Source organism: Gammaproteobacteria bacterium (assembly GCA_022340215.1).
Taxonomy (GTDB): Bacteria; Pseudomonadota; Gammaproteobacteria; order JAJDOJ01; family JAJDOJ01; genus JAJDOJ01.
Map to the genome: position 1 here is coordinate 1 of JAJDOJ010000161.1, position 12,364 is coordinate 12,364.

Here is a 12,364-nt window from a genome sequence, read left to right on the forward strand (position 1 = left end):
GTGTTCTTCGGCATCCTGATCGTGGACGGCTGGCACGCCTACACAAAGATCGTCTGTGACCGGCAAACCTGCATGGCTCACATATTCCGCAAGATACGCGCCTTCATTGACGCGTTTCCCCAATACCGTTCCATCATGACACCAGCCCTTTCAAGGTGAGGCAGTAAGACTTTGATATAACTAGAGTTTATCAGTCGATATGTCGGATATTTCGTAGATATGTGCACATTGCATCGGAATCGGAAACTTGTTTTCCGCGATTTCGTTTCAAATTTATGCAGATTTACACTGAAATAGCAGCGCAAAACGAATCAATTTGATATCAATTTTTTATCGAAAAATGACCCTTAATGAAATCAAAGACTTACCACCTTGAAAGGGCTGCATCATGACACCTAAATCCTGCAAGTAGCCTTCGCTTCCGGAGTCGCCGACCAATAGGGACAGAATAATCGCCGTGCCACAGTCATTTCCGCCGCTCCGATGGCAAAATTGTAACCAAGGCGATGACGACAAGCCGCGTTCTCAAGCGACAAGAGCCTACTTTTCTCCCTTTTCCCGTGCGACGGGCACTGCCGGTACGCAGCCACCCCTACAGTATCTCTTTGGTCTCGGTGCAGAATGCCAGCAGCGGATGGTAGGAGGGGACGCCGCGCTTATGCGGATTGTAGCCCTTCGCCGTACCTTGTTGCTTCCCGTAGACGGTCTTGACACTGGAGTCGGCATCCACCCACTTCTGGCACTGAATGGCAATGCGCGAACGCCCAGTTCGTAAGGCGCGTGCCCAAACCCGCTTTCGCACCTCATGGACCAGCGTCTCCAGCTCGCTGATGTGGCGCTCGCCGACCTCTTTGAACAGCCTCCCAACCGTGCTCTCATCGGGAATGCGTAACCAACCGGCAACACGCTGCAACACCCCATCGGACCACAGCACCACGCACTGACTGATGCTGCGTGCACCGCCCATCAAGCCGACGAGCACCCGCAAAGACGGCATCGACGAGTTGGTATTGCGCATTGTGAGCACGTTCGTGGTGCACCTGGCTGCGGAACAATCCGCTAAAGCCCAGCGCATCGAGGAACTTGATGACCGGGATCAGTCCCGCTTGGCTGGTCAGGTTCCACCCATTGGCTTCGTCGCGGATTTTCGCCGACGCTTTGCGCACCGTCTTCGGCCTTTTTGTGGTAGCTCTTACAAGATTTAGGTTTAATGTAAGGAGCACAAAGCCTTGCCCCTCGGACCCACAGTGGCACGCCGGGTTAAGGCGAATTCTGTCAAATGACATACCATCCTGCTTATCCTTCTCGTCCGTCCTCTGTGTTGCGACAACTGTAACCTAGTTCGACTATGCGCCTGTTGTCGCGCCTTGATGACGAACGAAAATCCAGTGCAATCCCGTATGCCATTTTCCGGCAATCGCCTAAACTCGCAGACCACGCGCGGGACCGGAATTCTTCCGGTACAGGGCCAGGCAAGACGTAACTAAATTAATGCGCGAGTGTCGACGTTCCTCCCATGTAGTCCCGCAATACATCCGGGACCTCGATCCCTCCGTCAGAGCGTTGTCCGTTCTCCAGCACGGCCACCAGGGTGCGCCCCACGGCGAGCCCTGACCCGTTCAGCGTGTGCAGCAGCTCCGGTTTGCCCGTCTCGGGATTTCGCCAGCGCGCCCCCATCCGACGCGCCTGGAAATCGAGGAAGTTGCTGCACGACGAGATCTCCCGATAGCGGCCCTGCCCGGGCAGCCAGACCTCCAGATCGTAGGTCCTGGCCGAGGAGAATCCAAGGTCACCCGCGCAAAGGCTCACGACCCGAAAAGGCAACCCGAGTCGCTGGAGGATACGTTCCGCATGGCCCGTCAGCACCTCCAGTGCCTCCCAGGAATCCTCGGGGCGGACCATCTGCACCAGTTCCACCTTCTCGAACTGGTGCTGCCGGATCATACCCCGCGCGTCCTTGCCGTACGACCCGGCCTCCGAGCGGAAACACGGGGTATGACAGACGTATTTGAGGGGCAAGGACGCCGGGTCCGCGATCTCGCCGCGCATCAGGTTCGTCACCGGCACCTCCGCGGTCGGGATGAGGTAGCGCGGGCTCTCGCCGCAGAGTTGGAACAGATCCTCGCCGAATTTGGGGAGCTGGCCGGTTCCCCGCAGGCTTTCGTCGTTCACGATATAGGGGACATAGACCTCGCGATAACCGTGCTCCTCGGTATGCACGTCCAGCATGAACTGGGTCAGCGCCCGGTGCAGTCGCGCCATCGCACCGCGCATGACGACGAAACGCGACCCCGCGATCTTCCCCGCCGCTTCGAAATCCATCCAGCCGGACGCGGCGCCGAGTGCGACGTGGTCCCTGGGCTCGAAATCGAACTCCGGCTTCTCTCCCCAGCGGCGCAGTTCCAGGTTCGCCGACTCATCCTCGCCGTCGGGAACCGCCTCGTCCGGGATATTAGGGACACCTAGCGCGACCTCGTCGAGCGCTTCGCGAATTTCATCGAGACGAGACTCCGCTTCCCCGAGTTGCTTTCCCAGCGCCGCAACCTCCGCAAGCAGTGGCTGGATGTCCTCACCGCGCGCCTTCGCCTGTCCGATCGAGCGCGAACGGGTATTGCGCTCGTTTCGCAGGCGCTCGGCATCGACCTGTGCCGTCTTCCGCTGTGTCTCGAGCGACTCCACGGCCACGACGTCCAGCCGGTATCCGCGCCGGGACAGGGCCACAGCGGTTGCTTCGAGGTCGTTGCGCAGCCGTTTGGGATCGAGCATGTCTGGAATTCCTTTCGAATCGTAAACCGGGCGTCTCTCCCCCATCGGGTCCGTGATCTATCGCCCGGAATGCTTGAGACGTCCGAATCGCGACCCTGGTCAGGTACCCCAGCCCAGCATACGCCTGGGAGGCTAGCGCACTTCCGCTTCGAAGGTCAGCACGTGCTCCGGGCTGATGTCCCCGCAGATGTGGCCGAGGATCTCATCCACCCGTTCCGGGGTATCGAAGAACTCGACGACGATCGGCAGGTTCAGCGACAGATAGAGCAGCGAGGAACTGTGCACCTTGCCTGTCTTGCCGAAACCGCTGACCCCCCGAAACAGGGTCACGCCGCGCACCTTTTCCTTGTCGTGCAGGCGCTTCAGCAGCCGTTCGTGAACGTTATCCTGCTCCGACAGATAGATCCGGACCAAGGTGACCTTCATACCGTCCTGCCTATCAAGATTCCCGCCCAGGTTGCCCCGAGGCACAGTGTCACGCTGAACACGACGTTGGTCACCGCCTTGCCGACATCCCCCTGTTCGAGCAGTAGCAGCGTTTCCAGCGAAAACGTGGAGAACGTCGTAAACGCACCCAGCACACCCACAAGCAGTCCCGCCCGCCACTCCTGACCGATGTCGAGCCGTTCGATCAGCAGGACTGTCAGCAACCCGATCAGCAGGGACCCGAGCACGTTCACGGCCAGTGTGCCATAGGGAAAGTCCCGGCCCAACAGCGAATAGACGCCCGACGCGGTCCAGAAACGCAGCAGCGCCCCGATCGCTCCGCCGAGCGCGATGAAAAACCCTTGGATCATCGCGCGGCCTCCCCCGACACAGGCCAGTAGATTAATCTCGCTCCCGCCTCGAGGCAACGGCGAGGCGGCGAGTGTGGCGGGCAGATGCGCCCGCGGAAATCTCCCAGGGACTATAATCTCCTCCGCGAACGCGTCATCCCCAAGCAATCCCGAGAATTGCATGATGGAATCGAGTGAGCGGGGTCCGGTGCGAGGGAAAAACAGACCCGCGACCGGGAAACGCTCGATTCACTGTTCCGCCGAGGACGAGCGCCGATAGTGCTTTTCTGGCAATCTATCACCTCCCCCCAGGGCATCGGACAACGTCATGAGCAGCGACATCGTCGCCCACACCATATTCCTGATCTTCACCGGCGCCGCGGTGCTTGCAACGGTGGCCCTCTATGCGCGCCAGGCGATGATCGTGGCCTATATCGTCCTGGGCATCCTGCTCGGCCCGTCGGTGCTCGGGATCGTCGAGGACCCGGCGGTGGTCCGGCGTATCGCGGATATCGGCGTGATGTTCCTGCTGTTTCTTCTCGGCCTGAACATGTATCCGCAGAAGCTCGTGACGCTGATGCGGGAAACCACCATCGTGACCGGAGCGAGTTCTCTGGTCTTCGCGCTGACCGGTTGCGCCGCCGGGTGGCTGCTTGGCTACACCACAGCTGAGTGCCTCATATTGGGCGCGGCCCTCACCTTCTCCAGCACGATTATCGGCCTCAAACTGCTCCCAACCACGGTACTCCACCACCGACACACCGGAGAGATCATCATCAGTATACTGCTGCTGCAGGACCTGGTCGCCATCGTCATCCTGATGCTCCTGGAGACCGCGGAACCCGGACCGGTTCCGGCAAGAGAAATAGCGCTGCGGCTGTTGGGACTGCCAGCCCTGATCCTGGCCTCGTTCGTGTTCTCGCGATACGTCCTGTTCAGGCTCATCGCAAAATTCGACCAGATCCAGGAGTACATCTTTCTGGTCGCGATCGGCTGGTGTCTCGGTACCGCGGAACTGGCTGCCGCACTGGGTCTGACACATGAGATCGGCGCTTTCATCGCCGGCGTGGCCATCGCGACCAGCCGGATATCCGACTTCATCGCGGACAGCCTCCGCCCGCTGCGCGACTTCTTCCTCGTCATCTTCTTCTTCACACTCGGCGCCAGCGTTGACCTGGGCATGCTGGTAGAGGTACTCGTGCCGGCCATCTTGCTGGCGAGCCTCATCATCGCGCTCAAACCGGTTGTCTTCGGCTTCCTGCTGCGACATTCCGGAGAGGCGGCCGAACGTTCCACCGAGGTGGGTTTCCGTCTGGGACAGATCAGCGAATTCTCCCTGTTCATCGCCGTGGTCGCGCTAGAAACCGGTGTGATTGGCGCTGGTGCATCCTATCTGATCCAGGTCACCACGCTGCTGACCTTCGTCATCTCCTCTTACATCATCGTGTGGCGCTATCCCACGCCGATCGCCGTATCGGATCGCCTGCGCCGGGACTGAGCTGGATGCCGCTGCATACACGCCCAGCGGTTATACTCAAGGTGTAGGGGCGGCGCGCGACCGTCGTCAGGAATGGCGCTGGGGCGAGAAAGGCGCCGCCCCGGTAGGCGGGGACGTGCCTGAAGGGAAACACGGGGAAGGCCGTCAGTCATGACACGATTGGCCCGTGACCAATATACCGCTACGGCATTTTCACGCCGGCCGCGAGAGCGGCCTATTACCGACCTGTTACTGCTGCTACTCATCTTGCCGATGACGGGATGCGCGACCTACTCCGACAAGTTGGCGAACGTCCCGTGGGAGATCGAGGCACGCTGCGCCGAGGTGCGAAAAGCGATCTACGACACCCATGAGTGCGAGGGCGCCGGCAGCCTGCTTTGCAACATGCAGCTCGGCATTATCGAGCACCGTTGCGCAAATTACACGCAGAGCAATGCCGTACTCTCGCGCGCCGACGCCATCGCCGAGGAGCAGTACACCATCCGGGGATCCCGGGAACTGCAGAAAATCATACTCAACCCGGGCACCGCCCCGTACAGGGGATCGGCCTACGAATGGGTCTACATCAGTTATCTCAAGGCGCTCAACTACCTCGGGGAGGCACGGCACGCCTCGAATGGATCCGAGCGGCAACGTGCGCTGGAGGAGGCCCGCGTCGAGATCCGTCGCGTGGACATCAAGCTGCGCGACATCGAGGCTCGCAAAGGCACATACAAGGAAGCGGCATCGCGGTCCGAGGACACCTTTGGACAGATGTTTCGACTCTACAACGGCCTGCAGGGCAACTGGGTCGACAACGCCACGCTGGAATACCGCGAGGACGCCTACATCCGTTATCTGAGCGGTGTCGTGTACGAAATGCTCGGGGAGTGGGACGACGCCCGCGTCGCCTACCAGAAGGCCGCCACGCTTTACGACGAGGGCTACACCAACCAGTACGATCTCGACGAGGACATGGCCGAACAGGCCTGGTTCGACACGGTCAGGATCATGCGTCGCGGGGGATATGGCGACGAGTGGAAACGGATCTCGCGCACCCACCTCTCCCCGGCGCGACAAAGGGAGCTTGCTGAGCTGGACCCCGACGCCGCGCAACTGATCGTGATCGAACACTTCGGGCGCGTACCCCCGACAGGCGAACTCAACCTCCTCCTGTCCGTCATTCCCCAGTACCAGCAATTAGTGCTGAGACCGGTGCCCACGGGCTCGATGGAGGATCAACGAGCACAGCTCGAGTGGTTCTTCATGGTCTATGCCGACACCGGCATCCTGAAATGGATACGCAAGTACAATCACGGCGGCATTCAGGCCGTAGCCCGCTCGCCCGTGGAGAAGACCATTTTTGCGCGGCCGGCCTGGCACCTCCTGACCGAGCTCAAGGTGCCGCAGGCCATTCAGACCGTCGGTGGCGTACGCGTGGCGGTGCCCTACAAGAAACCCCTGCCGGACTCGGTCGGTTCCTCGTCTTTGCGGATCGACGGGGCGGAGGTGGCGACACTGGATAGAGCGGAATCGGTAGCCCACCTGGCCCAGGCGACGCAGCTTCGGCGATCGGGGCTGGAGATCTGGTCCTCGGTCGCGGGCGCGACGACCAAGCTGGCGGCCTGTTCGGCGCCAACGCCCGACGACTGGCTGATCGCCTGCTCCCTGGTGGCTTCCGCGCTGGCCCGTGCGGAGACGCGAAATTGGGCGCTGCTGCCCTATACGGTCCGCCTCAAGAGAGTGTTCCTCGATCCCGGGAATCACCAGGCCGAGCTGGTGGCCCTCGATCGCGGGGGGCAGAAACTCGACAGGGAATACACCAGCCTCGATCTTGATTCGGGGGATATCAAGGTCTGGTCGGTCTTCACCACCATGTTCCCGACCGCGACCACGCCTCCCCGTTCGGCAGGTGCGGCGCCGGTGCAATCCACCTCGGCGGGATATGCCCCGCCAGCCCCCGCACCCGCCGCTGCGGGGGCCCCACCTTCGCCGGCACCACCCGCCCAGCACCCGCGGCAGAGGCGTACATCGTCCAATGCAGGCAGGGCGTTCGGTTCGATTCTAAAGGCGGTCACCGAATCGCTGGATGACGTGTTGGAGAAGGGGCTGCGATAGGCGGCTGCGATATCCAGGGGGATCAGCCGTATCGAGAAAGCGGTCTGCTGCGCCCCAGGCACAGACGAGGATATCGGGTCGCCAGCCCCGAAGGCGGGCCCCCGACAAATATGCCTGACGACTGGAGGATACCAATGCGGATTAAAGACGGATTGTACCCGGCTATGATTTCAGTGGCATTTCTGGCCGGTCTGTGGAGTTGCACAACGGTCCGAACCCAGCGGGTTTCGACGGATGAGACCATCGACCTGACGGACAAATGGAACGATACCGACTCACGTCTGGTGGCAGACGAAATGATCGACGACATGCTGACCTTTCCCTGGATCCAGCAGCACCAGCAGGAAACCGGCGAACCGCGTCCGACCGTCATCCTCCAGCGAATCTACAACCGTTCCCACGAGCACATCGCGGTGGACACCTTCATCAACGACCTGAAGCGCGCCATGATCCGTTCCGGCAAGGTCGCTTTCGTCGTCGGGGGCGAGGAACGCAAAGAGGTGCGCGGCGAGCGCAAGGACCAGGAACTTTACGCGCGCGAGGGCAGCCAGGCCGAAATGGGGCAGGAGGAAGGGGCGGACTTCGCGCTCTCCGGCAGCATCGACTCGATCGTCGACCAGGTCGGCGGCAAGCGAGTGACATTTTATCAGGTCGACCTCAAACTGATCGACATGACCTCGAACCGGGAGGCGTGGAATGGCCAGAAGAAGATCAAGAAGGTTCAGACGCGCAGTCGCTTCGGTCTCTAGCCTTGCAGCGGCATTGCTGTTACCGGTTGGTTGTCAGACGACCTACACACCACCTGATGACCTGCCCGCCGCGACGCCGACGGATTCCGCGGCCGCGGCGCACCGCGAACTCGAACAGGGGGAAGCACCCCGCTGGGTGCGCTATCCACCGACCGGAGCCGGCATGCTTTATGGCGTCGGTTCCGCACCGACGCACGGGGGCAACCAGGCCCAGGGCGTGCAGAAGGCGAAGGAAAGGGCCCGCGCCGATCTCCTGAAGCAGCTCCACGTTCTCGTCTCGGGAGAGACGGAGGTCAGCGCCTCGCGGGTCATCCAGGGTGGCAACACCCAGATGACGCGGAAGCTCAGGGAGGCTGTGTATACCCAGATACCCAGAACGAAACTGACCGGCGTCGACGTCGAGGAGGTCTACGTCGATCAGGCGAACTACACCGCCTGGGCGCTGGTGAAACTGGACCGCGAACTGGCCGCGGACAACCTGCGCGACGAGATCTCGGATCTGGACCGCGAGATCGCCCGCTACGTGGAAGTCCCGACCACATTGCCCAAGCATGAGCAGCTCGAGCGCATCCTGCCCGCGCTGGCGGCGATGGCGAAACGCGACCAGCTCGAGGCGCGGTTGCGTCTGATCGCCGGCGGCACTGCGCCGCCAACGTCCCCCGAGGAGGCAGTGCTCAACCGGCGCATCAATGACCTGCTCAACAGCCTGGTCATGGTGCTCCGCCCGCAGGGCAAGGCCGCCCGGGACATCGAGCCCTACCTGCTCAAGTACCTGACCGGAAAGGGACTGAGCGTCGCCTCGAGCGGAAAGGCGGACATCTCGCTGGTGTACGCATTACAGACCCGTGACACGGTCGACGGGGACCGCTACTTCTCCTTCGCGGAGGGGAACATCCAGGTCAAGGACGCCCGGGGAGAGACGGTCCGGTCGGTCGATGCACGCGCCAAGGGTGTCTCCGGCGTGAGTGCCGCCCAGGCGCGCTCGAAGGCCGTCGAGCAGTTGGGCGAGCGTCTCGGTGAGGCGGTGCAGGCCGGATTCATCAAGAAGATCCAGCAGCCTTGATCAAGGGGGCAGCGGGGAATCCTGAGGAAGCGCTAGCGACGCAGCACGAGGTGCTTGCGCTCCTCCCCCCTGCAGCCACTGCGCCTGTCCATAGCGATTCATTCCTCCGGACGGGCAATCACAGTACCAATGACAGAGCCCGTGGTAACGAACCCGCTCATTCGGGCGCACAGATGCCGTGGCGCGCGACGGCACGGCCGGTAAAAAAGATCAAGAGTCCGACGAGCAGGACCAGCAGTCCCCCACCAATCCAACCGTAGGCAGCCGCACCACTCAGCTCGTATATCGGGTCCAGCCGGCGCGGAGGAACCCGCGGGTCACGCGCGCGGCTTCCGTACCATCCAGGCCAGCGGGACCGTCGCCAGGGCGAAGACGGCCATCACTTCGGCCAGTTGCACCGTCGTGATCATGTTCATCTGCCGGGTCATCTCTTCGCCGATCAATGACATGATCTGTGGCGTAGCGCCATCCGCACCCAGCCCCGTGATCGCGGGGCTGGTCGGACTGACGTCACCCGCATGCAGGGCCCAGTTCTCCTGCGCCCCGCGGTACATGAAGGTATCGACCGCCGACACGCCGAACGAGAACCCGAGTGTCTTGGTGAAATTGAAAAGACCCGCCCCCTCGTCCCGCTGCTCCGGCGGCAGGTTCTGGAAGGCCTGGGCGGCGACCACCGGCAGGACCATCATGAGTCCGAACATGACGAGACTCGCCGGAACGACGACCTGCATGGGGGCCGCGCCCAGTGTCAGACGGCTGTAGAGGTACCAGCCGATCGCCAGTGTCATGCTTCCCATCACCACCAGGGCCCGCACTCCCACCACCTTGACCAGACGACTGCTGACCATCGCGCCGGTCATCCCCGCCACACCCGCCATGCCGATCGCCAAACCCGCGGTCTGGGCCTCCCAGCGGAAGGTGTCGACCAGCAACTCTGGCGTAATGATCAGCAGCCCCAGAAAGATGATGCCGATGATCGCCACGATCGTGGCGCACACCGCGAAGTTCAGGTCCTTGAAGAGCCACAGGTTGATAATGTTGGCACGCCCCAGCAGGGCGCCACGCCAGAAAAAGGCGATCCCCGCGGTCAGACTGGCAATGGACAGGTAAACGATCGCATGGGAGGAAAACCAATCCAGGATATTTCCCTGGTCGAGCACGATCTGCAGGCAGACGACCATGATCGAGAGCAGTACCAGCCCGACGTAGTCGGTACGCACACGTTGCGGGGGGATCGAACGTACGAACACCAACGTCAAAATCAGGGCCGCGATGCCGATCGGCAGATTGATCCAGAAGTTCCAGCGCCACGACAGGTGCTGGGAGAGATAGCCCCCGATCGTCGGACCGACCGCCGGCCCGCCGACTACACCCACCGCCCATAACGACAACGCCCGCGCACGTTCCTTCGCGGGGAAGGCATCGACGAGTATGGATTGAGAGATCGGAATCAGGGGACCACTGAACAGCCCCTGCACGAACCGGGCGATCACGATCTGCGTCAGGCTCTGGGCCAATCCGCACATGATCGACGTGGATACGAAACCCACGATGACCACGATGACCATACGCCGCCTTCCCAGCAGACGCGACAGATGCCCGGTGATGCCGATGCTGATCGCCTGGCCCACCGTAAACATGGTCACCACCCAGGTGATCTGGTTCGGCCCCGCGTCCAGATTGCCCGCCATATAGGGCAGCGCCACGGCGACGATGGTCAGGTCGAGCGCCGCCATCACCGCGATCAGCAGCGTGGTAATCATCAGCATGTTGCGTCGCGCTCCCGGTGGCAGGGATTGCGGCGCCGCGGCGGAGGGGTTCATTACTCCGGACTCAGGGTTTGGCGTCGGTGTTCACGGTTACCGTCGCGCTGGCGCCCATGCGGTACGGAAAGTCGGGGTCCTCCGGTTCCAGGGTGATGCGCACCGGGATGCGCTGCGTCACCTTCACCCAGTTTCCGGTCGTGTTCTCCGGCGGCAGCAGTGTGAACTGGGCAGCGCTGGCGGCACTGGTACTCTGCACGGTGCCCTTGAATTTCCGGCTGCCATAAATATCGATGCGCACCGCCGCCTCCATCCCCGGGCTGATATCGGCAACCTTCGTCTCCTTGTAGTTCGCCTGCAACCACCAGCGGTTCGATTCCACGAACGGAAAAAGCTGCTGGTCCGCGGACACGACCTCGCCGACGCGCAGGTCGAATTTCGTCACGTATCCCTCCGCGGGCGCGGTGACAGTGGTCCAGTCCATCTGAAGCTTCGCGATGTCGACCGCCGCGCGGGCCTTGTCAATGCGCGCCGTCTGGATCTCGGGGGAACCGAGTTTTTCCTCGACCAGCTTGAGTTCCGCGCGCCCATTCTCCAATGTCGCCTGCGCTTCAAGCATGGCGTCGCGGGTTTGCACGCCCTGGACCTGCGGTGCATCCCCCTTCTCGATCAACACCTTGATCCGGCGATACTCGTCACGGGCCTCGTTGAGTGCCGCCTCCTGCTCGTGAACCGTCGCCTCGGCCGCGACGACCGCCGCCTGGTCGACCCTGATCTCCTGCTCGACCAGTTCCAGCTCGCTGCGCGCCGCACTCAGCCGGGCGGCAAACGGCCGCGGGTCGATATCGAATAGCGGCGTTCCCGCCTTCACTCGCTGGTTCTCCCTGACGTGCACCTTGACCACCTGCCCGGTGACCTGTGGCGTGATCCACACGGTATGCGCCCGAAGATAGGCATCCTCGGTGGTGGGATGACCGAAGTCGTAGACCCAGTACGCATAGGCCCCGATCAGCAGGAGCGCCCCGACCCCGAGAGCGGCCAGGATAATCAGCACCTCGCGAGCCTTGCCGTGCTCCTCGGGGGTCGCGCCATCTCCCCCCGTTGATTCGAGTTCCACCGTTTCATCCCCCCTTGGTTGCAGCGTGTTCGGGCGCTACCCGCAATGATCGGGCAAGGCGATGCGATCGGGACCACGATAATGACTGAGCCGGTCGTCGCGGCAGGATAGGGAATTCGCCGAATCAAATCCAGATGTGACTTGCATTTTCGTTATACCCGTCGCGGACAGGTTTTCACAGGAATAGTGTGTGTCATATTCGTTTCGTGGCAAGGCGCGATGACGCGTAATAGCCGCTCTATTGCAAGGAATCGCAACACCGCCACGGGACGAATAGGGCGTGTGTGCCGGGAAAACCTGTCCGTGACGGGGATACCACGCCGGCTCAGAAACAACCCGCTCGATCGCGCCACGGACGACGGAAAATTCAATTACACTAGCAATATCACGGACACTTAGGCGATTGCCGGAAAATGACATACCAGATCGCGCCGGGTGAGCTGCGAAGCAGTGAACGGCTTGGGCAGGAAGCCCAAGACCGGTGCCCAAGCAAAGCAGGGACAGCGCCGCGCCGGGATCGTTCGTCATCAAGGCG

Annotated in this window: 12 protein-coding genes; 5 read left to right on the forward strand and 7 right to left on the reverse strand. The window is 61.9% G+C overall.

Annotated features, from left to right (window positions below; genetic code table 11):
* Positions 1 to 21: 21 nt before the first annotated feature.
* Positions 22 to 159, forward strand: a complete 138-nt coding sequence (locus tag LJE91_11435) for a transposase (protein MCG6869306.1) — start codon at positions 22 to 24, stop codon at positions 157 to 159.
* A 433-nt stretch (positions 160 to 592) separates the two neighbouring features.
* Here the strand turns inward: LJE91_11435 and LJE91_11440 are convergent, their stop codons facing one another.
* From LJE91_11440 to crcB, 4 genes are all read right to left on the reverse strand, one after another.
* The gene (locus LJE91_11440; protein ID MCG6869307.1) at positions 593 to 1,018 is read right to left on the reverse strand and encodes a hypothetical protein; all 426 of its coding nucleotides are present in this window, start codon (positions 1,016 to 1,018) and stop codon (positions 593 to 595) included.
* A 470-nt stretch (positions 1,019 to 1,488) separates the two neighbouring features.
* On the reverse strand, positions 1,489 to 2,766 hold the full coding sequence (serS, locus tag LJE91_11445) for a serine--tRNA ligase (protein ID MCG6869308.1): 1,278 nt from the start codon (positions 2,764 to 2,766) through the stop codon (positions 1,489 to 1,491).
* A 132-nt stretch (positions 2,767 to 2,898) separates the two neighbouring features.
* Positions 2,899 to 3,192, reverse strand: coding sequence for a DUF190 domain-containing protein (locus LJE91_11450; protein ID MCG6869309.1), 294 nt, complete (start codon positions 3,190 to 3,192; stop codon positions 2,899 to 2,901).
* A complete protein-coding gene (crcB, locus tag LJE91_11455) occupies positions 3,189 to 3,563 on the reverse strand; it encodes a fluoride efflux transporter CrcB (GenBank protein MCG6869310.1) in 375 nt (124 codons plus the stop codon). The genes LJE91_11450 and crcB overlap by 4 nt, the downstream gene beginning before the upstream one ends.
* Before the next feature lie 307 nt (positions 3,564 to 3,870).
* On the opposite strand from crcB, the gene LJE91_11460 reads away from it, so the two are divergent.
* The 4 genes from LJE91_11460 (at position 3,871) to LJE91_11475 (ending at position 8,949) form a co-directional block, all read left to right on the forward strand.
* Positions 3,871 to 5,040, forward strand: a complete 1,170-nt coding sequence (locus LJE91_11460) for a cation:proton antiporter (GenBank protein MCG6869311.1) — start codon at positions 3,871 to 3,873, stop codon at positions 5,038 to 5,040.
* Positions 5,041 to 5,190: 150 nt separating this feature from the next.
* Positions 5,191 to 7,137 carry a hypothetical protein gene (locus LJE91_11465; GenBank protein ID MCG6869312.1) on the forward strand — a complete coding sequence of 649 codons (1,947 nt, stop codon included), beginning with the start codon at positions 5,191 to 5,193 and terminating at the stop codon, positions 7,135 to 7,137.
* 164 nt (positions 7,138 to 7,301) lie between these two features.
* Positions 7,302 to 7,886 (forward strand): penicillin-binding protein activator LpoB, encoded by a 585-nt coding sequence (locus LJE91_11470; GenBank protein ID MCG6869313.1) that lies wholly within the window; start codon positions 7,302 to 7,304, stop codon positions 7,884 to 7,886.
* A 13-nt stretch (positions 7,887 to 7,899) separates the two neighbouring features.
* On the forward strand, positions 7,900 to 8,949 hold the full coding sequence (locus LJE91_11475) for an LPP20 family lipoprotein (GenBank protein ID MCG6869314.1): 1,050 nt from the start codon (positions 7,900 to 7,902) through the stop codon (positions 8,947 to 8,949).
* Positions 8,950 to 9,266: 317 nt separating this feature from the next.
* Here the strand turns inward: LJE91_11475 and LJE91_11480 are convergent, their stop codons facing one another.
* From LJE91_11480 to LJE91_11490, 3 genes are all read right to left on the reverse strand, one after another.
* Complete coding sequence (locus LJE91_11480) at positions 9,267 to 10,772, reverse strand: DHA2 family efflux MFS transporter permease subunit (protein MCG6869315.1); 1,506 nt, start codon at positions 10,770 to 10,772, stop codon at positions 9,267 to 9,269.
* A 10-nt stretch (positions 10,773 to 10,782) separates the two neighbouring features.
* A complete protein-coding gene (locus LJE91_11485) occupies positions 10,783 to 11,829 on the reverse strand; it encodes an HlyD family secretion protein (GenBank protein MCG6869316.1) in 1,047 nt (348 codons plus the stop codon).
* A 36-nt stretch (positions 11,830 to 11,865) separates the two neighbouring features.
* A partial coding sequence (locus LJE91_11490) for a hypothetical protein (GenBank protein MCG6869317.1) occupies positions 11,866 to 12,364 on the reverse strand: 499 nt, incomplete at its 5' end.